General features: G+C 38.8%; 17 protein-coding genes. 12 read left to right on the top strand and 5 right to left on the bottom strand.

The genetic code is table 11. The features are described from left to right. Positions 1-235: 235 nt before the first annotated feature. Together ABIB40_RS04865 and ABIB40_RS04860 are read left to right on the top strand one after the other, a co-directional pair. Positions 236-2077: a sensor histidine kinase gene (locus ABIB40_RS04865; RefSeq protein WP_354356563.1), complete on the top strand. Its 1842-nt coding sequence runs from the start codon at positions 236-238 to the stop codon at positions 2075-2077. Between the two features lie 11 nt (positions 2078-2088). Continuing rightward, entirely contained in the window at positions 2089-2787 is a 699-nt protein-coding gene (locus ABIB40_RS04860; RefSeq protein ID WP_354356561.1) for a response regulator transcription factor, read from the top strand. A gap of 16 nt (positions 2788-2803) precedes the next feature. On the opposite strand, the gene ABIB40_RS04855 is transcribed toward ABIB40_RS04860, so the two are convergent. After that, positions 2804-3652, bottom strand: coding sequence for a menaquinone biosynthesis family protein (locus tag ABIB40_RS04855; protein WP_354356559.1), 849 nt, complete (start codon positions 3650-3652; stop codon positions 2804-2806). A 61-nt stretch (positions 3653-3713) separates the two neighbouring features. Beyond that, positions 3714-4346, bottom strand: a complete 633-nt coding sequence (gene mqnB, locus ABIB40_RS04850; protein WP_354356557.1) for a futalosine hydrolase — start codon at positions 4344-4346, stop codon at positions 3714-3716. A gap of 137 nt (positions 4347-4483) precedes the next feature. On the opposite strand from mqnB, the gene ABIB40_RS04845 reads away from it, so the two are divergent. From ABIB40_RS04845 to ABIB40_RS04830, 4 genes are all read left to right on the top strand, one after another. Continuing rightward, positions 4484-4894, top strand: a complete 411-nt coding sequence (locus tag ABIB40_RS04845; protein WP_354356555.1) for a 6-pyruvoyl trahydropterin synthase family protein — start codon at positions 4484-4486, stop codon at positions 4892-4894. Between the two features lie 22 nt (positions 4895-4916). Continuing rightward, positions 4917-5534 (top strand): GTP cyclohydrolase I FolE, encoded by a 618-nt coding sequence (gene folE / locus ABIB40_RS04840; protein WP_502931051.1) that lies wholly within the window; start codon positions 4917-4919, stop codon positions 5532-5534. 110 nt (positions 5535-5644) lie between these two features. Next, a complete protein-coding gene (gene fabD, locus ABIB40_RS04835; protein WP_354356551.1) occupies positions 5645-6523 on the top strand; it encodes an ACP S-malonyltransferase in 879 nt (292 codons plus the stop codon). Positions 6524-6590: 67 nt separating this feature from the next. Continuing rightward, positions 6591-10316, top strand: a complete 3726-nt coding sequence (locus tag ABIB40_RS04830; protein ID WP_354356549.1) for a sensor histidine kinase — start codon at positions 6591-6593, stop codon at positions 10314-10316. A gap of 21 nt (positions 10317-10337) precedes the next feature. On the opposite strand, the gene ABIB40_RS04825 is transcribed toward ABIB40_RS04830, so the two are convergent. Beyond that, positions 10338-11240: a DUF8428 domain-containing protein gene (locus tag ABIB40_RS04825; protein ID WP_354356547.1), complete on the bottom strand. Its 903-nt coding sequence runs from the start codon at positions 11238-11240 to the stop codon at positions 10338-10340. Between the two features lie 191 nt (positions 11241-11431). Here ABIB40_RS04825 and ABIB40_RS04820 point away from each other — a divergent pair, with 191 nt between their 5' ends. Continuing rightward, positions 11432-12964 (top strand): glycoside hydrolase family 10-like protein, encoded by a 1533-nt coding sequence (locus ABIB40_RS04820; protein ID WP_354356545.1) that lies wholly within the window; start codon positions 11432-11434, stop codon positions 12962-12964. 206 nt (positions 12965-13170) lie between these two features. Here ABIB40_RS04820 and ABIB40_RS04815 read toward each other — a convergent pair whose 3' ends face one another. Then, positions 13171-13377, bottom strand: coding sequence for a hypothetical protein (locus ABIB40_RS04815; protein WP_354356543.1), 207 nt, complete (start codon positions 13375-13377; stop codon positions 13171-13173). 203 nt (positions 13378-13580) lie between these two features. Here ABIB40_RS04815 and ABIB40_RS04810 point away from each other — a divergent pair, with 203 nt between their 5' ends. From ABIB40_RS04810 to ABIB40_RS04790, 5 genes are all read left to right on the top strand, one after another. Next, entirely contained in the window at positions 13581-14291 is a 711-nt protein-coding gene (locus ABIB40_RS04810) for a BRO-N domain-containing protein (protein WP_354356541.1), read from the top strand. A gap of 269 nt (positions 14292-14560) precedes the next feature. After that, positions 14561-16936, top strand: a complete 2376-nt coding sequence (locus ABIB40_RS04805) for a S9 family peptidase (RefSeq protein WP_354356539.1) — start codon at positions 14561-14563, stop codon at positions 16934-16936. 370 nt (positions 16937-17306) lie between these two features. Next, entirely contained in the window at positions 17307-18455 is a 1149-nt protein-coding gene (locus ABIB40_RS04800) for a DNA polymerase III subunit (RefSeq protein WP_354356537.1), read from the top strand. A gap of 2 nt (positions 18456-18457) precedes the next feature. Then, complete coding sequence (locus ABIB40_RS04795) at positions 18458-19993, top strand: PSP1 domain-containing protein (protein WP_354356535.1); 1536 nt, start codon at positions 18458-18460, stop codon at positions 19991-19993. Continuing rightward, positions 19959-20453: a gliding motility lipoprotein GldH gene (locus ABIB40_RS04790; RefSeq protein ID WP_354356533.1), complete on the top strand. Its 495-nt coding sequence runs from the start codon at positions 19959-19961 to the stop codon at positions 20451-20453. The genes ABIB40_RS04795 and ABIB40_RS04790 overlap by 35 nt, the downstream gene beginning before the upstream one ends. A 313-nt stretch (positions 20454-20766) precedes the next feature. On the opposite strand, the gene ABIB40_RS04785 is transcribed toward ABIB40_RS04790, so the two are convergent. After that, positions 20767-22068, bottom strand: a complete 1302-nt coding sequence (locus tag ABIB40_RS04785) for a UDP-N-acetylmuramoyl-tripeptide--D-alanyl-D-alanine ligase (RefSeq protein WP_354356531.1) — start codon at positions 22066-22068, stop codon at positions 20767-20769. Positions 22069-22102 lie beyond the last annotated feature (34 nt).

The raw sequence follows: 22102 nt of genomic DNA, 5'->3' as shown, positions 1-22102 counted from the left end.
ATGCGCTTGGCCTTAGCGGCCAGCATAGGCAACACTAATTCTCATAAAACATTTGTAAACTATACCAGCCGGTTACCGGCATCTGTATTGGCATTTTGCCAGCAAAATATAACTAAGTAGCATATAATCTTGATGTTAAATTATGTTAAACCACTTTTATAGGTGTTTTCTTTAGCTATTTTTGGATGAAAGTGGAAAATTTTAGCCTTTGTAAAGATTTTTCTTGCTGCTTTGAATGAAGAAAAGAAGTTTTTGGTTCATCACCATTTTAATGACTTTGGCCTTGTTGGGCGTTTTTGTAATGCAACTGTATTATATTAGGGAGGCGTATAATCTAAAATCTCAACTTTTCGATCAGCAAGTAAATCAAACGCTTACAACCGTAGTTGGTAAACTGCAAAAACGCAACGCTTATAATTATTACAGCCGTAAAGAAGCTAGAGATAAGAGACAGCGGGTAATGGATTTAGAGCAACGTGAACTGCAGGTTGCGGATGCGAAAAAGAACTATGAAACCTTGCTGGATAGAAACCGTTTGAGCCATCAGAGGCAAATCGAGGCTGAGCTAATTTCTCAAGACAGTGTAATTAGATCGTTCTACCTTAAACCTGTTATTTTATCAGAGAGTGATTTCAAGGCAGCCGATGCAACGAATGGCCGAAGCTCAAATTCGCCAGTTCGGTTAGATGTATATGCAAATGTAGACGAAAATTTTAACATCGTAAGTGGATCAATTTCTACAAAATTTACGCCCTCTGGCAGGCGCACGCTCAATTTTAACGGCGGAAAATTGCCAGATACTATCCGGTACGTGGCCAAAGACCCAAATACTAGCCGAATTGTGCTAATCTCTTTAGCTACCATGCAGGCAGACATGAAAACGAAGTTTAAGAAAGAAGATTTCTTGGCTAGAAGAGAATTTGAGCAAAAGGTTCGTTTTTTAAAATCAGATTCTGCCGTTGTATACACCTCAAATTTAAGTCGGGTGGAAGATGTTGCAAAAGAAATGAGCCAGCCCAATTTACCCTTAGATAAGCGGATAGATTTTAGCCAACTAAAACCTTTGCTAAAAAAAGAATTTAAAAACAGCAACATCAATCTACCTTTTGCTTATTCGGTAAGTCTTGCGCAAAAAGATTCCGTGCTTTTTGTAAGTAACGGCAAGGCGCAAAATACCTTCAATCCTGCTAACACGTATGCTACCAATTTAGATAACAATGGCTTGTTTAGAGATCCTGGTGTTTTGATGATTAGTTTTCCCAACAAAAATTCGGCTATTCTTTCTAATTTAACGGCTACAGTCGCCTCTTCTATAGGTTTGCTCTTGGTGTTGGTATTTATTTTTAGCTACACGCTTTACGCCATACTTAAGCAAAAGAAGTTATCTGAAATGAAAACTGATTTTATCAACAACATGACGCATGAGTTTAAGACCCCGGTTTCTACCATTATGATTGCGAGCGAAGCGTTAAAAGATCCAGATGTAAGTGAAGACAAAACTAGGTTAAAACGACTTGCAGATATTATTTATGATGAGAATGTGCGCTTGGGCAACCACATAGAGCGGGTGCTTAGCATTGCCCGGTTAGAGAAAAAGGAACATAGCATGGATAACAGCGATGTTGACATGAACGATTTGATTTTGGTGGTGATCGATAGCATGGATTTGCAGCTGCAAAAGAAGAATGCAAAGGTAACGCTAAAGTTAGATGCTGAACAATCTACTGTTTTTGGTGATGAGCTTCATTTATCAAACGTTATTTATAACTTAATAGATAATGCCAATAAATACAGCTTAGATAGCCCAGAAATAACCGTTTCTACAAAAAACACTTCTGACAATTTGATTATTAAAATTACCGATAATGGCATTGGCATGAGCAAAGAACACAGTAAAAAAATATTCGATCAGTTTTATAGAGTGCCCACCGGTAACTTGCACGATGTAAAAGGTTTCGGCCTGGGATTAAATTACGTTCAAGACATTGTTAAAAGACTTAATGGCCGAATTAAGGTGGATAGCGAAAAAGGCAAAGGCACCACTTTCGAAATTTTGTTACCTTTATTAGCAATATAAACCTGCATAGAATGAAAAAAATACTTTTGGTAGAAGATGATCCAAATCTCGGTTTGTTGCTGCAAGATTATTTACAGCTTAAGGGAAAATTTGAGGTAGTGCTTTGTGTAGACGGTGATGAAGGTTTAAAGGCCTTTAACACCCAACAGCATTTCGACCTTTGTATTTTAGATGTAATGATGCCCAAGAAAGATGGTTTTACACTTGGCAAAGAGATTAGAAAGCTCAACCAGCACGTACCTATTATTTTTGCTACAGCAAAGACTATGTTAGAAGACAAGTCTGCGGCTTATGATCTTGGGGGCGATGACTACATCACCAAACCCTTTAGAATTGAGGAACTTTTACTTCGGATAAATGCGCTACTTAAACGGGCTGCTGGGAACGCAGATGACCTTACGGCAAGTAAAGAAACCAAGTTTTCTATTGGCCAATACCATTTTGATTATACGATACAAATTATCACTTTTAGTGGCAACCAGCAAAAGCTGTCTACAAAAGAAGCCGAATTATTGCGTTTGCTTTGTCTAAAAAAGAACGAGGTACTTACAAGAGAAGAAGCGTTGCTAAGTATTTGGCACGACGACAATTATTTTAACGGACGAAGTATGGATGTGTTTTTAAGCAAGCTGAGAAAATACCTGCGCGAAGACCCCGCTGTTGAAATATTAAACGTACATGGAAAAGGCTATAAACTGTTGGTAAATTAAAGCGGTTACAACCTATTTACACGTATAAATGCTCTGGAATTTCAGTTATGATTCCGCGGCTTTTTGCCCAGTAGAAAAGCATGTCGATGGCTTTTCTACCTTCCTCTCCCAAATCTATGCTATAGTTGTTTACATACAAGTCTATGTGTTTGCGCATTACGCTTTCTTGCATGGTTTGGGCGTGTTCTTTAATAAAGTCTAAACTTGCATCGGGGTGGGCAAAAGCATATTCTACAGATTGCCTTACCAACCTGTTTACCTTTAATTGCACAGCCCGGTCTAACTTTCTGCTTACCACAATTCCCCCTAATGGAATAGCACAACCGGTAAGTTTTTCCCAATACGCTCCTAAATCTGTAATTTTATGTAAATTTTTATCTTGATATGTAAACCTGTTCTCGTGTATGATCAAGCCCAAATCTATTTCGTCATTCAGCAAGCCATTTTCTATCTCAGAAAACACCATTTCTTTTTTATTTGTTAGGTCTGGATAGGCGATTCCCAATAAAAAATTTGCGGTGGTATATCTTCCTGGTATACCAACTCTTAACTGCTTGTATTCGTCTTTTGTCAACGCTGCAAAATCATTTTCATTATTTTTTTTACTTATCAGTAGCGGACCTACTCCAAAGCCAAGTGCGCTTCCGGCATCCAATAGTGCATATTTATCGGCGGTAAAAGCCAATGTATGGAAACTAAGTTTGGAAACGTCTAACTCGCCCCGCATCGCTTTCTGATTTAGGGTTTCAACATCATCAAAAAAAACCTCGAATTCTAAACCTTCAGTGTCGATTTTTTGGTGAATCAAGGCATCGAATATAAAAGTGTCGTTCGGGCAAGGAGAAAAACCAAGGGTAAGTTTCATATAGCAAAATTAAAGTTTCGGCACATGGCACGCGTCATTGTTAAATCAAAACGCAGAAAAGCTAAAAATATGTTGCCCGCTCTAAAAATTCAATAGCCCATTGGTTTAAATTTTCTATGGCCAAATTTATATTCCAAGATCCTTTATCTCTAGGCGCTACGTAGTTAGAAATACTTCGCACTTGTATGGCATCGATTCTTTGTTTTGCAGCAACATAAAAAACTGCGGCACCTTCCATACTTTCAACCTCTGCCAACCATCGTCCCTGTCTGTCGGCTATGGTTTTAGCGTTTCCGCTGATGGTATTTACGGTTATGCCCACCGCTTTTGGCAGATCTAGGTTTAATGATGACTTACTAAAAAAAGTATTTTTTCCAAAACCCATTTCGTCGATGCTTAAAAAACCTCCGTTATCTTCTGCGCCAAAATCGGCAAAACTATCTTTTGTAACGCTAAATACTTTGCCCAGCGGTACTGTTGTATCAAAGCAGCCAGCAATACCAAGATTAACAATTAAGCTATATTTGTTAAGAACAGGTAAATTTCCGAGTGCAAATGCCGTGGCCACCATGCCGACTCCCGTAATAAGCACATCGAAGTGGGGGGATTTAGAAAAATGCTCGTTTGGGAGGTTAAAATGCCCATAAACAGAAGCTAATTCGGCTTTTGTAGCCGCTACAACCAACGCTTTCATTTTGTAAATGTAGCTTTTGTTTTATAATCCTTTAACAACAACAGCATTATTATGGGTAGTTTTTGTGGTTTTAAAAGCAGTTGGTGTCTTTTCGTAGCTTGCTGCTTAAACTGTATATTTGTTTTTTATTTGATAAAATGATTTATATAACACGGAAAGCATCTTTTAATGCGGCGCATAAACTGGCTAGACCAGACTGGGACGAAGATAAAAACTTAGAAGTTTTTGGTAAATGTTCAAATCCAAACTGGCACGGTCACAACTACTCGTTATATGTAACCGTGAAGGGCGAAGTAAGTCCTGAAACGGGTTTCTTGGTAGACTTGAAATGGTTAAAGCATTTAACCAATGAATTGGTGGTAGATAAAATAGACCATAAAAACATTAATTTAGATGTAGATTTTATGAAAGGAAAACTAGCTTCGACAGAAAATTTGGCTATTGCCATTTGGGATCAGCTTTTTGCTGCCATTGCTAAAAGTGGCGCAATTTTGCACTGCATAAAGATCTACGAAACAGAGAATAACTACGTAGAATTTTTCGGATAATAAAAGCAGATTATACATGGAAATGGACAGTGAAACAGTAGACGGCTACCTTAAAATAGACCGTTACGATGAAGGTAGAGTAGCCACTTTGGCTGCGGTTTACAAAGATGTTTTAGCGCAACTTGGCGAAGACCCTAATCGCGAAGGCTTAATAAAAACGCCAGAGAGAGTGGCAAAGTCTTTACAGTTTTTAACACACGGTTATGATTTAAAGCCCGCAGAAATTCTAAAATCGGCGATGTTTCAAGAAGAGTATAGCCAAATGGTGGTGGTAAAGGATATAGAAGTTTACTCCTTATGCGAACACCACATGCTACCTTTTTTTGGTAAGGCACATATTGCTTACGTTCCTAATGGGCATATTGTTGGCCTTAGCAAAATCCCTAGGGTGGTAGATGCTTTTGCCCGCCGATTGCAGGTGCAGGAGAGGCTAACCAACGAAATTAGAGATTGTATAGAAGACACCTTGAAACCTAAAGGAGTTGCGGTAGTGATAGAGTGCCAACACCTCTGCATGGCAATGCGGGGAGCCCAAAAGCAAAACTCTGTTACCACAACTTCTGCATTTACTGGCGCGTTTTTAAACAACGAACGCACAAGGGCAGAATTTTTAAGGTTGATTACCGCTAGCTTACATTAACAAGCCCCATAGCCATAGTTAATAGAGTTTAAAAAAGGGCTGTTTCAAAAACCATTTTTAAAAGAACAATTTTTAACCAGTAATAAATTTCCCGTTTTGGGACGATGAGTATGAAAGCATATATTTTTCCTGGCCAAGGCGCCCAGTTTGTGGGTATGGGCAAAGAACTTTATCAACATAAATTAGGCGAAGAACTTTTTGAGCAGGCCAATGAGATTATTGGGTTTCGGATCAGTGATGTTATGTTCGGAGGGACAGAAGACGAGCTGAGGCAAACAAATGTAACACAGCCCGCTATATTTTTGCACTCGGTTATTATAGCTAAGTTAATGGGCGAGAGTTTTCAGCCAGATATGGTTGCAGGCCATTCTTTGGGCGAATTTTCTGCGTTAGTCGCCACAAACGCGCTTGGTTTCGAAGATGGGTTGAAGTTGGTAGTTGCACGGGCGAATGCCATGCAAAAAGCTTGCGAAAGCCAGCCCTCTACTATGGCCGCAATATTGGGTTTAGCTGATGATGTGGTAGAGCGAATATGCAAAGAAGTGGATGCTGTAGTCGTTCCTGCAAATTACAACTGTCCGGGGCAGTTGGTGATCTCTGGTAGCATAGAAGGAATAGACGCAGCCTGTACAAAACTAACCGAAGCTGGGGCAAAAAGAGCATTGAAATTAAATGTTGGTGGCGCATTTCACTCGCCGTTAATGGAGCCAGCAAAAGTAGAGCTACAGGCAGCCATAGAACAAACAACAGTTTTACAACCTAGATGTCCAATTTATCAAAATATAGATGCAAAACCTTATAACTTACCTAGCGACATTAGAATGAATCTAATTAAACAGCTTACAGGAGCAGTAAGGTGGACGCAGACTGTAAGTAATATGTTAAGCGATGGAGCAACTGAATTTATTGAAGTAGGCCCAGGAAACGTTTTACAAGGTTTGGTAAAAAAGGTAGATAGATCGTTAGTAACGAGCAGCGCCATGGTGTAGTTTGTATCAAGGCCTCTAAACTGAGGATTGTATAAGGTTTATAAACAAGTAACTGCTATAAGACACAATGGGCGTAGGTTTTGGAATTAAAATTCGGTTTTTGCTCCTTGTGCTTGGCTGCTTACTTATCGCTACTTCAGTTTCTCTAAGACAATTTTCTACCAAAGCCGAAATATTAGACCATGATGCAAAAGAAGTAGAGCATAATCTTTTGTTGAAAGAAAAATCGGTTAAAGATTTTTTAGCGGGAAAAGGTAATGTGGAACGGCTAAAAACCTTCCCACAGAATGCTAAGGAAGCCTTAAGTTTTATAGATACCTATAGAAAATACGGCATCAACTTATATAGTTATCAAAACGAAAAATTACAATTTTGGAGTACGTTTAAAATTCCTAATCTAAATCCAAAGACCATCAAAAGCGGCACTTCGGTGGTGTTTTTATCAAACGGTTGGTATGAAGTAATTAAGCAAACCAACGAAAATTTCGATTTTGTTTTTTTTATACCTATTCAATCACAATACGGGCTTAAAGAAAGCAGTTATTTTAGCGATGCCATTGACCCTCTGTTGTCTACGTCTAAAAAAATTACACTTGCGTCTTTTACAGATAAGGAAGTTTACGCGGTTAGAAGTTTAGATAATAAATTTCTATTCGCATTAAAATTGAAACCGAATTTTCCGGTAGATTATATGCCCGACTTGCAAATTTGGTTATTTGTGGCAGGGCTTTTATTTATAGCGGCTTTTTTTAATTCGCTCGCCTCGTTTATAGCTAAAAAGGGATACATCGGTTTTGGAACGATACTGCTGGCGGCTTTCTTCTTGGCTTTTCGGTTAACAGATTTATACTACGGGTGGTTCAACCATCGGTTTGTGGCAGGGATTTTCGACCCAAAAATTTATTCTCAAAGTTTTTTAATGCCCTCTTTGGGAGATTTGATAGCTAATATTACCTCGCTTACTTGGCTATTCTTGTTCGTTTTTAATCATCGAAAATACTATCAATTTCCACAATGGGTTAGAAAATATAGCTGGACTGGAATTTTAATTCACTTGCTGTTTTTAGTAGCTATAGGTACGACGGCTCTATTGGCCGATGACATTCTTTTTGGGCTTATCTATAACTCCAAAATTAATTTCGACATTATAAATATATTAAAGTTAAGCGGTTCTAGTTGGTTAAGTATTGTAATTGTTTGTTTAATTTGGTTTCAGCTTTACCTTATTACAGTCATTTTTGCAGTTGCAAGCAAACAATTAAAGGTTTCAAACACGCAACGAATCTACATCCTCTGTGTTGCTTTTTTGGTGGTATTAATTTACAATTTGGCCACAGCGTTTAATGTGTTTTTTATAGCATTTTTTTTAGTGTTGTTTCTTGTAGCTAGATACGTTTATCTAGAAGATTCTAAGTTTAATATCGGACTTTTTGCGGCCGTTTTTATTTGTTTATCCTTCATTACTTCTGTTAAATATTTAGAATATAAAAACATTGCAGAAGAGTCTTTACGAGAGCCCTTAGCACGTAAAGTGCAATCTTCAGACGATCCAAATGCCATTTTGGCTCTCGGAGATTTAGAAGATAAACTGCTGGCCGCGAAGTTGCTCCCCAATTTTTTTAGCGAGTACAAGAGCGTCAATTACGCTGAGTTTAAATCAAGCATCAAAAGTTTTTTGGCGGGTTATTTAAGTCGGTATGATTTTCAGGTTTATAGTTACAATAAGGAGGGTAAGCCATTAACATTATCCAACACCGCACCCTTTTCGAAGTATAGAAACTTAGTAGAATCGGGCGCTATCAAGGTAGATGGATCAATGTATTTTTATCAGGTAAATAACACCTTTGGTTATCAGAATTATTTTGGCATAATTCCGGTGGTGCAACGAGGTGGTTTGATTGGCACGTTAATTATTGAATTGAGATCCAAACCATATAACTACAACAACCGACTGCCGGATCTGCTTGGCGATCAAAAATTAATCAATAACCAAGATTTTAAAGGATATTCGATAGCCCTGTATAGCAATGAAAGGCTGCTAAACCAAAGCGGCAGCTTTACCTATCCGCTAAATGGTATGGCGTTTGGCGGTAAGCTAAATGATTTCATTTATATAAATGACAATAAGTCGGGGTATAACCACTTGGTGTTTAAGCCATCGCTAAGCAAATTGGTTGTTATTAGCAAAGCCAATCCAGATTACATAGAGCGAATGGCTGTGCTTTCCTTCTTTTTTATAGTTTTTATAGTTTTTTCACTGGTTCTTTTTGGTTTAGTATGGATTGTTAAGAATTTAGAGGACGATAAAGTTGGCTGGTTTACGGTAAATAGGTCTTTGATGATCAACGCCAATAAGATTCTATATAAAACGCGAATCCAACTGTCTGTGGTGCTTGCTGTGGTTGCCACTTTAATTATTGTTGGTTGGATAACCTATTTCTATATGGATAAGGAATATCGCAGCCAACAAAATGACATCATTAAGCAAAAAATTAGAACGGTGCAGCAAAACTTTGAAAAGCAGGTTTTAAATACAGACAAAATTAATAAGGATGCAACGGCCTTAGCTGGATTTGAGAGCTTTTCGGAAATAAATAATGCCGACTTGAATTTATACGATGTAAATGGCAACTTGGTAACCACCACTTATCCAAAACTTTATAATTATAAGGTGTTAGGTAGAAAAATGGGTGCTTCGGCATACATTTATCTCAAGTACATGCAGCGGTCGGAATACATTAATCCACAAGAGAAATTAGGCACACTAACGTATGCTGCGGCTTATGCGCCAATAAGAAATGCTCAAAGCAAAACGATTGCTTTTATTGGTTTGCCCAATTATTTAAACGAGGAAGAATATAGCAGTAAAATTGCCTTGTTTTTGAGTAACCTAATAAATATTTATGCGCTGGTATTTGTTGGTACCGGTGTGCTTGCCATATTTTTAGCCAAACAGATCACCAACCCGCTTACGTTTATCCAACAAAACATTAGGAAGACCAAATTGGGGCAACGTAACGAGCCCATTATTTGGCGCAGGCACGATGAGCTAGGCTCTTTAATAAAAGAGTACAACAACCTAATTGCCGAACTGGAAGAGAGCGCGAAGAAACTTGCCAGATCGGAAAGAGAAAGTGCCTGGCGCGAAATGGCTAAACAAGTGGCACACGAAATAAAAAACCCATTAACACCCCTTAGATTGGGCGTACAATTGTTAGAGAAATCTTGGAAAGAAAATGACGTAAACTTCGAGTTAAAATTTAACAGGTTTAGCAAATCATTTATAGAACAGATAGATAGCTTATCAAGAATAGCATCAGAATTTTCTCATTTTGCAAAAATGCCCGATGCCATACTAACGAAGATAAATGTGCTTGCCGTGCTAGAAAAATCTGCGGAGGTTTATGAGAGCTCTGAAAACGTACATATTGTACTACTAGATAAGTCTGTGATGCCCCTTGAAATAATGGCCGATAGCGATCAGATGCTGAGAACCTTTAATAATTTATTTAAGAATGCAATAGAGGCGTCTACAGAAAATACCTTTTGTAAGATTGAAGTTAGCTTGCTAAATGACCTGAAAAATGTTTATTTAGAAATTAAAGACAACGGAAATGGGATTCCAAACAATGTCCACGATCAAATTTTCGTGCCTAATTTTACTACAAAAACATCAGGAACCGGGTTAGGCTTAGCTTTTGTTAAGCAAGCTATAGACAATGCTGGAGGTACGGTAAGTTTTACTTCCACTTCTAAGGGTACAACATTCTTCTTGTCGTTTCCTTTGGCATAATACCTTTAGGCAACAATCGTTTTATTTTAAGGTTATTTGTGCTTTTCCTAGGGTCTTGCCGCGGGTGTACAAAATTACCGTATACTCACCTTTTATAAAAGGTTGAGGGTTTGTCCAGTCGATTAAATAAGTACTGTTGTCATTATTATAATCGATAAAGATAGAATGGCTGTATTGCATTTCTTGGCCGTCTGCTTCGAACCTATTGTTATCATCTGCCAATAAATTTCCTACAGGATCAAAAACCCTTAAAAATATGTTATAACGTGTTTTTTCTGCTAAGTCGTTCGGTACGATGTTGAATCTAATGCTAAGTTTTTGTGCTGTAGAAGCCCTGGTAACCTCTACCTTTTTTCCGTTAGATTTTGTTTTAAATGCCACAACATCTATACTTTTTATGCTTAGCAGCGAAGCTGATTTAACCTTTTGGGCAAGCGATTGGTTCTCTGTTTCTAAATCAGAAACCTGTCTGGTAATAGATTTTACTCTGTTTTTAAGGCTGTCTCTACTGTTTTTTAAATAAACCGTGTCTTTCTGTAATTTTGCAATTTGGTTACTGTAGCCTTTTATAAAGGTTTTCAATCTCGCAATTTGTAGGTATGCTTGATCTAGTTCTATTTTTGTGATCGAGCTTTTTCTAAGGGCAAGTTTTAATTGGTCTATTTTATCTCTGGCAGTTTTTTGTTCAGTAATTAAATCTTGATTAAGCGTAATATTCAGCAAGTTTACCCGATCCAACTCCACCTCAATCTTTTCCACTTCTAACTTTAGGTCGTCTTTTTCTATACTGCTGCTGTTAACCTGTTCCGTTTGCTGCTTATTTTTAAAAAACAGATAACCGATTGTTCCCAACAAACCGGCAATTACTATAATTAAAAAATAGATTTTATTTTTATTTCCCCTGCTTAAATCGCTAGCTTCCATGTGGTGCCAAAATTTGGTTTTTTTAATAAAAGTTACTCCAAATATTTCTTTTGGATTTATAAAGGATAACTTTGAGCGGAAATTTAAACTATTTATTAAAATTTATAAGACTTTTTAAAAAAAATCGTTTAATTTTCAGTATCCAGATTACTTAGAGAGACGAAGACTGAGTAAAAAAATAGATTCTTAAAATGCTTAAAACCGTTACAATCGCCCTTTTAATATCTTTTATTTACATTTTTAATGTATCAGCACAATTACCCACAAATTTAGCACCAAAAAGAGAATTTAGAGGTGTGTGGGTTGCAACTGTGGCAAATATAGATTGGCCTTCTAAACCTGGGTTGAGCACAGATCAGCAAAAACAAGAATTAATCGCAATTTTAGATCGGCATAAGGCAGAGGGTATGAATGCCATTATTTTGCAAATTAGGCCTGCGGCCGATGCTTTTTATGCAAAATCTAGAGAGCCGTGGAGCTATTGGCTTATGGGGAAACAGGGTTTGGCACCGTCTCCTGGTTATGACCCGTTAGAGTTTGCCATTAAAGAGGCGCACGCTAGAGGCATGGAGCTCCACGCGTGGTTTAATCCGTACAGGGCAAGCATGAGTGCAAATACTGTTTTTGCAAAAGACCACGCCACTCAAATTCATCCAGAATGGTTTTTTACCTACGGTGGTAAAAAGCAGTTTGATCCTGGTATTCCAGAGGTAAGGGAATACATTGTGCAGGTAATTTTAGATGTGGTAAAACAATATAACATAGATGGGGTGCATTTCGACGATTATTTTTACCCTTATCCCATTGCCGGGCAACGTATTAACGATGCCGCAACGTTTAGCAAATACGGCGGCGACTTTAAAAGTATAAATGATTGGCGTAGAAATAATGTAGACCTGCTCATTAAGCAATTAGACGATAGCATTCACCACTACAAAAACTTTGTTAAGTTTGGAATAAGCCCATTTGGCATTTGGCGCAACAATTACGAAGATCCAGAAGGATCTGCCAGCGACGGCCTTTCCAACTATGGTGAACTTTATGCCGATAGCAGAAAATGGATTAAGGAAGGATGGGTAGATTACATCAATCCTCAAGTCTATTTTACTTTTACTCGCAGGGTTGCACCGTTTGCAACGTTGGTAGATTGGTGGGCAAACAACAGTTACGGGCGACATGTATACGTGGGGATGGCTGCATATTTGGTAAACAGCAGGGCCGAGGCCGCCTGGAGAAATCCAAAAGAAATTCCAAACCAGATAAGGTATCTAAGAAAAAATAACCGGATACAAGGCAGCGTATTTTTCTCATCAAAATCGTTAAGTACGGTTGCCCGTGGCCTAAGCGATTCGTTAAAGAACGATTTTTATAAATATCCGGCTTTGCCGCCCCAAATGCCATGGCTAGATAGTGTTCCGCCAAATAAACCCAAAGAATTAATGGCAGAGGCAACCAAGTTGGGGGTTAGCCTAAAATGGAAAATGCCAGAGCGCGCTAGAGATGGAGAAACGGCATCGGGCTTTGTGGTTTACAGATTTGAAGAAGGAGAAGAAATATCGATTTTAAATCCAAAAAACATCATGAAAATTAGTTTTGAAGATTATCCCTTTTTTCTAGATACAAACGTAAAACCGAACCATAGGTACAGTTACCTTGTTACCGCTTTAGACAGATTAAAAAACGAAAGTGAGCCCTCTGGACCTGTAGGAATAGAGACGGAGTAGATTTTGATTTTGTCTTAATCCTTAATAACGATATTCTTTTTATACATAATCCAAAGCAATACATAAAACCCTAACACATAACTTGTAGCCCAGGCCAGCGACGCGTTTATAGGCGAAATATAAGGCTAATAAGCGAGTTCGTAAAGTCGGGTTAAAATGGTAACCTTAACTCCATCGGGCCTGGTAATGGTAAAAAAGCCCAACAATCATGGCATTAATCCCGCAAGGAAAAAAACAGTAATTGCATTAATTCCATAAATTACAAATGGCGTGGTAAATCGTTTATAGTTTTGCACATCGACGATCCAATAGCAAAATGGAAATATCATATCTGTTGGTGTGCAGTCATGCCACTCAGAATGTTTTAAGGAGCATAAATGTGCCGCAGCTGCCGCGTTGTTTACCAAAATCATAGCTACGACTGTTAAAACCTTTAAAAAATCCAAAGAAAGCGATTTTTGTTTTTTCTCAGACGTGGTGGTCTATTTTGATGAATAAATTTAGCATAATGTTTTTATAATTGAAAGTTGGTTAAAGAAATCTTAAATTGCATCTACCACCAATTTAACATTTTTATGATTCAGAACCGCCCAAATAGGTGGTTAGATTTAAAGCTATGAAAAAGGAAGACGCCATCAAGTTGTTTCAACAAAAGCAAGTTAGAACCCATTGGGATAATGAGGCAGAAAAATGGTATTTTTCAGTTGTAGATGTTATAGCAATTCTTACGGATAAAGAGAGCTTTCAGTTGGCAAGAAACTACTGGAAGGTACTTAAAAGCAGATTGCTTAAAGAAGGAAATGAAACGGTTACAAATTGTAACCGGTTGAAATTGTTAGCCGAAGATGGAAAAATGCGGCTAACAGACGTCGCAGATACAGAACAGTTGTTTAGATTAATCCAATCGGTCCCTTCTCCAAACGCTGAACCTTTTAAACTATGGATTGCAAAAGTAGCAAGGGAGCGAATTGATGAAATTGAAGACCCAGAATTGGGAATAGACCGTTTAATGGAGACCTATTTAAAAAAAGGATACAGCAAAGAATGGGTCAACCAAAGGTTAAAAAGCATAGAAGTACGAAAAGATTTAACCGATGAGTGGGATGAAAGAGGCGTAAAGAAAGGATTAGAATATGCAATACTTACCGATGAAATAACCAAAGCCTGGAGCGGTTTTTCGGTAAAAGCATATAAGAATTACAAGGGGCTTAAGAAAGAAAATCTACGTGATAATATGACAAACCTGGAGTTGGTGTTAAATATTGTTAGCCGAAGCGACGACAACAGAAATAAGCAAAGGAAAAAAGCCAACTACCTTTGCCGATAATCAAAAAATAGCCAATCAAGGAGGAACTATTGCTGGGAATACACGTAAGGAAATTGAAGAAAAAACCGGAAAGAATGTTGTAAGTGCTAACTCTGCTAAGAAACTGTTGGGAGGAAAGTAGGCATTGCTTAGAAGATTAAACAAAGGCGTTGTTTCTTCTGTTAAGCCAGCTCCAGACCATTATCCCAGATATTTCATTCCTAACACTTTAGGTCGCAGTTAAAAAAGCCTTTACTTTACCTAAATTGCCTGCTTAAACCAAACCGAGCATGAAATATTTTTTACCCGCCATTTTTCTTTTTATGGCGCAGTATTGTTCCGCACAATTGGCTCCATTAACTGTCGAAAAAATTATGCGGGATCCAAAATGGATGGGTGTTGCGCCGTCTAACTATCGATGGAGCCAAGACAGCAAAACGCTTTATTTCGACTGGAATCCCGAAAACAAAGATAAAACGGCGCTTTACGAAGTTTCCCAAAAGACAGAAAAAATCGCCAAAGCCAAGGAAACTGAAAATGAAATCGCCGATGCAGAACCTTATTCCCTAAACACCTCTGGCACTTTCGGGCTGTTAGAAAAGAAGGGCGACATTTATCTGAAAGAAATAAAACACAATAAAATAACACGTTTAACCAACACGTTAGAAAGAGAAAGCAATCCCGTTTTTTTAATTAATGGTGATGTAGTTTTCGAAAAAGACAAAAATCTATTCGAGGTTAATACAAAGACTGCCGAAATTAAGCAACTCAGTAATTTCATAAATGAAGATAAACCTGTAAAAAAAGATAAGGAATTATCCCAACAAGATCAGTGGCTAAAAAAAGAGCAGACGGATTTGTTCGATGTAATCAAGAAAAAAAATGCCGAGGAGGCAAAGGCGGCCAAGGAGAAAGCAAAAAGCGACTTGCGAAAGCCGCTTCACGAAATTTATACCAATAAGAAATATTTAAGCGACATAACCATAAGTCCAAACGGAAAATACATCACCTATAAATTAACAACGTTTGCAGGTGGCAATCGGAATACCATTGTGCCCAATTATGTTACCAAAAGCGGGTATACAGAAGACATTAGCGGCAGAACCAAGGTTGGCGAGCAGCTCAGTACCTCCCAAAGTTATATTTTCGATATTGGTAGAGATTCGGTTTACGCCATGCAAACTGCCAGCATTACAGGCATCAAGGATTTACCCGATTACTTAAAGGATTATCCTAAGGCCTTAGATTCTTTAAAGAAGAAGAATGCCGATAGATCTGTAAACATTTCTTCGGTAATGTGGAATGACAATGCAACGACTGCGGTGGTAGTTGCAACATCGTCAGATAATAAAGACCGGTGGATTTTAAAACTAAACATCGAAACCGGAAAATTTAGTACCATAGATAGGCAGCGAGATGAAGCTTGGATTGGTGGGCCTGGAATTGATGGTTATGACGAAGGCAATGTTGGCTGGATAGACAACGCCAGGTTTTACTATCAAAGCGAAGCTACCGGTTATTCACATCTATATGTGGCGAATGTTGCCACGGGAGATAAAAAACAGTTAACAAGCGGTAACTGGGAGGTTCAAACCTTACAATTATCTAAAGACAAGAAAGATTTTTATTTTACCGCAAACAAGGCCCATCCGGGCATAACCAATTTTTTTAAAATACGCAGCAATGGTGGCGATATTGTTCAACTGACGAACCTGGACGGTTTAAACCGGATCACTTTATCGCCAGATGAAAAAACTTTGGCGATAAACCATTCTTACATGAACACCCCTTGGGAGTTATATCTTCAGCCCAACAACCCAACAGCCAAGGCTAAAAAAATTACACAATCTACATCAGTTGAGTTTAATTCGTATTCATGGCGAAAGCCCAATATGATTACCTTTAAAAATCGCTACGGTAAAGCCGTTTATGCCCGCGTATACAAGCCGACCGTGGCCGATAAAAGCCATCCGGCAGTTGTATTTGTACACGGCGCAGGTTACCTGCAAAATGTGCATTTTGGCTGGAGCGATTATTTTAGAGAATACATGTTTAACAACCTGTTGGCAGATAATGGTTACACGGTAATAGACATAGATTATACAGGCAGCGCTGGTTATGGTAGAGATTTTAGAACAGGTATTTATCGGCACATGGGCGGCAAAGATTTAACAGATCAAGTAGACGGCGTTAAATATCTCGTAGAAAATTATGGAGTAAATCCGGCCCATGTGGGTTTGTATGGCGGTTCTTATGGCGGGTTTATTACACTTATGGCCATGTTTAAAGAAAACACAACCTTTACTAGCGGTGCGGCTTTGCGCTCGGTTACAGATTGGGCAAATTACAACCACGGCTATACGTCTAATATTTTAAATGAGCCTTATAACGACCCGATTGCCTACAGGCGTAGCTCGCCGATTTACTTTGCAGATCAACTAAAAGGCAACCTCCTTATGGCACACGGCATGGTAGATGTAAACGTTCATTTTCAAGACATTGTACATTTGACCCAACGGTTTATAGAACTTGGAAAAAACAATTGGAACCTTGCCGTTTATCCGGTAGAAAGTCATGGTTTTGTACAGCCAAGTAGCTGGACAGATGAGTATAAAAGGATGTTCAAACTTTTCGAAACGACATTGAAAATTAAAACAACCCATTAAAACAATGTTTGCTGAGGGTATCCTTTCTTTTATTTGGGCGTTACCCCGAAAAGGGGTCGCGCTTTCCGTTCCAATCTTTTCCCCAAGCCCAAAGGGGCTTTAGGGATAAAAGGATTTCCACTTCTATCGCTAACGCAAAAAGATAACTGCCAACCGAGCAAGATTTTTCGCAGAAATTAATGGAATTATAGATCATGCAGAAAGGAAATGACATAATAACAGAAATAATATTTAGCGAAGAAACATCATGAAACTTCTCAACCTAGATCAACAAAATACAACTAGTGCTTTTTACCCATAACCTTCAACCTATAACCCATAACCTTTTCGTAAATGTGCTAATCTCACATCTATTTCTTATTTTGCAGCAATGCAATTTAAAGAGATCATCGGACAAGAAAAAATTAAACAACATTTGCTGCAAACGGTAAAAGAAAACCGTATGAGCCATGCACAGCTGTTTCTCTCGCCGCTTGGATCTGGGGCATTGCCCTTGGCAATTGCGTATGCACAATACATAAATTGTTTAGATAAAAAACCCAACGACAGTTGTGGAGCATGTGCCAGTTGTACCAAATATCAAAAACTTATTCATCCCGATCTGCATTTTTCTTATCCTTTTTTCGCTAAGAAAAAGGAAGAAACCGCACAGCTTTATATAGATCAATGGCGCAAAATGGTACTGCACGATGTTTATTTCGACATGGATGTTTGGCGTTCTAAAAACGATGCAGCAAACAAACAGCCCAACATAAATATCGCCGAATGCCACGACATTATTAAAAAGTTAAGCTACAAAGCTTTCGAGGCAGAAACGAAGGTGCTTATTATGTGGCTTCCCGAATATTTAGACAAGCAGGGCAACGCGCTCCTAAAGTTAATTGAAGAGCCACCTGCCAACACTCTATTTATTTTGGTTGCACAAAATCAAGAGCAAATTTTAACAACCATTTTGTCTCGTACCCAGATTATAAAAGTTCCGAAGTTAACCGTGGCAGAGATAAGCGATTATTTAATTGCGGAAGGCGGCCTAATGTCTCAGCAGGCAGCAGATTATGCATTTTTGGCCGATGGAAATATGGTTGAGGCGAAAGCGCTAGTAGCCAATGTGCAGAATGATCATTCGGGCAAGTTTACCGACTGGCTAAGAAATGCTTATATGAACAAAGTGCCTACTATGATAGATTTTGCCGACGAAGCTGCAAAATGGGGCAGAGAAAATCAGAAGAATTTTTTAAGATTTGGGATAAATTTTTTGAGAGAATGCTGTTTAATCTTGGGTGGTGCAGAGGAATTGGTAAAGCTGTCGCCTTTAAGCCTGGAAACCGCAAAAAAGCTCAGCGAAAAAGTGCTTACTCTGCCCATGGCAGAGGGAGTTATTGCCGAACTAGAAAAAGCTCATTATCATATCGAAAGGAACGGAAATCCTAAAATTGTCTTTTTAGATGTATCTTTACAATTGGTAAAAATTATAAATTTTAAAATACTCCCCGTGGGGATTCAATATATATACAATTAATTATGGGATGTGGAAGTTGTTCTAGTGGCGGTGGTTGCACCCCCAATGGATGCAAGAGTAATGGAAATTGTGCCACTGGATGTGGATCGATGGAAGTACACGACTGGTTATCCAACTTGGATATGCCAGCAAATTATAGACCTTTTTTGGTCACAGAGGTAAAGTTTAAAGGATCTAGAAAAGAGTTTTTTGTTAACCAAGAAAACATCTATTTAGAGATTGGTGAACTAGTTGCGGTAGAAGGATCTTCTGGCGGGTTTGATGTGGGCAATGTTTCCCTAACGGGCGAATTGGTACGCGTACAGATGCAGCGCAGAAAAACTACGATGGACGCTGTTATCAAAAAAATATACCGCAAGGCTACAGAAGCCGACGTGGAAAAATGGAATGCAGCTAAAGAGCTGGAGTGGGAAGCAATGCATAGAGGACGTAAATTGGCCTTAGATCTTGGGCTTTCCATGAAAATTAGCGACGTAGACTATCAGGCAGATAAAAGTAAAGCAACCTTTTATTACACGGCAGATGGTCGCGTAGATTTTAGAGAGCTGATCAAGAAAATGGCCGAACAGTTTCGGGTAAGGATAGAAATGCGCCAAATTGGAATGCGCCAAGAAGCAGGCCGTTTGGGCGGGATTGGCTCTTGTGGCAGAGAGTTGTGCTGCTCTACATGGTTAACCAATTTTAAAACAGTTTCTACTGCTGCGGCTCGGTATCAAAATTTGTCGCTCAATACTTTAAAATTAGCAGGACAATGCGGAAAGCTTAAATGTTGTTTAAACTACGAATTAGACACTTATTTAGATGCGTTAAAAGACATTCCTGATCGCGTTGATAGTTTAGATACAGTTGTAGGCTATGCCCGCCATCAAAAAACAGACATTTTTAAAAAAATTATGTGGTTTAGCTACCAGGGAGAGGACGATTGGATTCCACTTACGGCGGCAAAAGTAAAAGAAATTTTAGCCCTCAACAAAGCAGGCAAAAAGGGGCCTAACCTTAAAGAGGAGGCAATTGTGATTGCAGCCCCAGAGGTTTTAGAGAAATCTTACGATTATGAAAATGTAGTTGGACAAGATAGCCTAACCCGATTAGACGACCGTTCTAAAAACAAGAATAAAGCTAGAAACAGCCGTCCGAAAGGGAAACCACACCCAGTAAACAAGGCGGGGGAAGTGGAAGAAGCCGGCGGAAAGAAGGATGCGACAGCCGGGCAAGGGAATGATCGGGGAAAAAGAGAAAACAGAACTCCGAACCAATTGGATAACGTGAAGGGCGATGAGCGTGAAAACCTAACCCAAAGCACTGAGGCGCGACCAAAACGGCCGAGGCCAAAAAATAAGCGATTGCCAGACCAGACAAAAGCTGATCCTTCAGGTCTGCCAACTAGCACTCCCAATCCAATAGCCGATGCAGCAAGTTTGGCTTCGGGAGACGACAAAACCGCCCCAAAAAACAAGAATAGAAATAATAGGAAAAAGAATTTTAAACGCCGTAACGAAAACAATGGCCCGGATCAGAATCCATCTACTGCAGAATAGATGCGTATTGATGTGGCTTCTGCTGGGGAGCTTAATCACTACATCTACTGGATGTAAACGCAATCTGGTCGATTTTTCAATGGAGACGCCCAAAAGACAATGGTTCTATAGAAATCACGTGTCTGCACAGTTTGAAATTAATGATAATAGTAAAGCCTACAACATCTATTTCAAACTAAGGCACACTGCTGATTATCGCTATGCAAACATCTTTATTTTGGCACACTTTGTTGATGGCAAAAAGAAGATAACCAAGCGATATCAATATAAACTGGCAGAAAATGATGGCAAATGGCTAGGTAGTGGCTCGGGGAATATATTTAACTATACCTTGCCCATGGTAACCAACTACCGCTTTACCCACAATGGTAAATACAGCATCGATATAGAACAGAACATGCGCGACAATCCTTTAAAAGAGGTTACCGACGTTGGCATTTTGGTAGAAGAAGCGAAGTAAAAGGGTGGAAGGTGTAAAGTAGACTAAAGCTGAAAGACTAAAGCACCCCTGGATCGGTCAGGTTGAAGCCGAAAGCATTAAGCCCAAAGCGAAAGTCAGCAATCAGATCTAGCGCACGCATGCAGCGTGTGAACAATCTAAGTTATCATATAAGTATGATTAAGCACACGCCTGCGCTAGGGGAATTCAAAGCTTCGTTGTTCTTTGCTCTTTATTCTTTGCTCAAAAAGGCCACAAAGAATACAAAATTAGTAAAGTTTGAAAACTCTCTGTAGATCTTCATGCACGTTGTGTTATTGGCAAAGCGAATGGCTTACAATGCTTCCAGTAAATCTTCCAGTTTCATACTTCGAGAGCCTTTTAGCAATATCAGGTAGTTTTTAATAGGTTCGTTTTCTAAAAAGTCTTTTGCTTCCGTTGCATTCAGAAAAAACAGTGCATTAAATCTGTCTTTTAAGACAAAAAACCGTGCGCCTATAAAAACCGAAGTTTTAAATCCATAGTCGATAGTTTGCTGCGCAATTTTTTCATGCTGTTGGGCAGAATCATCCCCAAGCTCGAACATATCTCCAAGAATGGCCGCTTTTTTATTACCCTGCAATACCGATAAATTTTTGAGGGCAGCTTCCATACTGCTGGGGTTTGCATTGTAAAAATCGCAAATAACTTTATTGGTTGCTGTAGCGGTTAACTGAGATCTATTGTTTTTAGGGCTGTAACTTGATAATCCAGCATTTATTTCTTCCGTATTCAAATCAAAAAAGTCGCCAATGCAAATGGCAGCCAAAATATTTTCAAAGTTATAACTACCCGTAAGTTGGGTGGCTGCATGTCCATTTTCGCTATGGTTTGTCCATTCAGCCTCGATAAATGGATCAGAGGAAATAAGCTTGCCTTTTATGGCATTTGCAGCGCCAGTACCATAATAAATAATTTTTTCTAAACCGGCTGTTACGGCCATCTCCATCAGTACCTCGTTGTCTCTGTTCAAAAAAACATATCCATTGGTCGCTTTTAAATAACTGAACAGTTCGCCTTTTCCTTTTTTAACACCCTCTATCCCACCAAAACCTTCTAAATGGGCCAAGCCTATATTAGTGATCATTCCGTGGCTAGGCATAGCGATCGAACTTAAAAACGCTATTTCTTTTTGATGATTCGCGCCCATCTCAATCACGGCGATTTCGTGTTCTGGCTTGATGGATAAGATAGAAAGTGGCACGCCAATGTGGTTATTTAGGTTGCCATGCGTAGCAAAAGCGTTGTATTTTTTTGCTAAAACAGCATGTATGAGTTCTTTGGTAGTTGTTTTTCCATTGCTTCCAGTTAGGCCAATTACCGGGATTTTTAGGTGTTGGCGGTACATTCTAGCAAGTTCTTGAAGTGCTTTCAATGCATTTGGAACTAGAAGTGTGCCTTTTACCTCCGAAAACCGATTGTCATCTATCACACAAAATTTCGCGCCTTTTTCTAAAGCTTCTGCCGCAAAGGCATTCGCATCGAAATGCTCGCCTTTTAGTGCAAAGAAAATACTATCGGGCAAAATATTACGCGTATCTGTGCAAACTATTGGGTGTTGTAAAAAAATATCGAATAAGACTGTTGTAGTTATCATTAATACCAAATATGTGGTAAAATTAAGGTTTAGC

The organism is Pedobacter sp. UYP30 (assembly GCF_040547165.1).
GTDB lineage: Bacteria > Bacteroidota > Bacteroidia > Sphingobacteriales > Sphingobacteriaceae > Pedobacter.
This window is presented reverse-complemented; position numbering and strand designations above follow the sequence as displayed.

Excerpts from the sequence above, each read along its gene's own strand:
- ABIB40_RS04865 (WP_354356563.1), top strand. The coding sequence starts at position 236 with ATGAAGAAAAGAAGTTTTTGGTTCATCACCATTTTAATGACTTTGGCC.
- ABIB40_RS04860 (WP_354356561.1), top strand. The coding sequence starts at position 2,089 with ATGAAAAAAATACTTTTGGTAGAAGATGATCCAAATCTCGGTTTGTTG.
- ABIB40_RS04855 (WP_354356559.1), bottom strand. The coding sequence starts at position 3,652 with ATGAAACTTACCCTTGGTTTTTCTCCTTGCCCGAACGACACTTTTATA.
- mqnB (WP_354356557.1), bottom strand. The coding sequence starts at position 4,346 with ATGAAAGCGTTGGTTGTAGCGGCTACAAAAGCCGAATTAGCTTCTGTT.
- ABIB40_RS04845 (WP_354356555.1), top strand. The coding sequence starts at position 4,484 with ATGATTTATATAACACGGAAAGCATCTTTTAATGCGGCGCATAAACTG.
- folE (WP_502931051.1), top strand. The coding sequence starts at position 4,917 with ATGGACAGTGAAACAGTAGACGGCTACCTTAAAATAGACCGTTACGAT.
- fabD (WP_354356551.1), top strand. The coding sequence starts at position 5,645 with ATGAAAGCATATATTTTTCCTGGCCAAGGCGCCCAGTTTGTGGGTATG.
- ABIB40_RS04830 (WP_354356549.1), top strand. The coding sequence starts at position 6,591 with ATGGGCGTAGGTTTTGGAATTAAAATTCGGTTTTTGCTCCTTGTGCTT.
- ABIB40_RS04825 (WP_354356547.1), bottom strand. The coding sequence starts at position 11,240 with ATGGAAGCTAGCGATTTAAGCAGGGGAAATAAAAATAAAATCTATTTT.
- ABIB40_RS04820 (WP_354356545.1), top strand. The coding sequence starts at position 11,432 with ATGCTTAAAACCGTTACAATCGCCCTTTTAATATCTTTTATTTACATT.
- ABIB40_RS04815 (WP_354356543.1), bottom strand. The coding sequence starts at position 13,377 with ATGATTTTGGTAAACAACGCGGCAGCTGCGGCACATTTATGCTCCTTA.
- ABIB40_RS04810 (WP_354356541.1), top strand. The coding sequence starts at position 13,581 with ATGAAAAAGGAAGACGCCATCAAGTTGTTTCAACAAAAGCAAGTTAGA.
- ABIB40_RS04805 (WP_354356539.1), top strand. The coding sequence starts at position 14,561 with ATGAAATATTTTTTACCCGCCATTTTTCTTTTTATGGCGCAGTATTGT.
- ABIB40_RS04800 (WP_354356537.1), top strand. The coding sequence starts at position 17,307 with ATGCAATTTAAAGAGATCATCGGACAAGAAAAAATTAAACAACATTTG.
- ABIB40_RS04795 (WP_354356535.1), top strand. The coding sequence starts at position 18,458 with ATGGGATGTGGAAGTTGTTCTAGTGGCGGTGGTTGCACCCCCAATGGA.
- ABIB40_RS04790 (WP_354356533.1), top strand. The coding sequence starts at position 19,959 with ATGGCCCGGATCAGAATCCATCTACTGCAGAATAGATGCGTATTGATG.
- ABIB40_RS04785 (WP_354356531.1), bottom strand. The coding sequence starts at position 22,068 with ATGATAACTACAACAGTCTTATTCGATATTTTTTTACAACACCCAATA.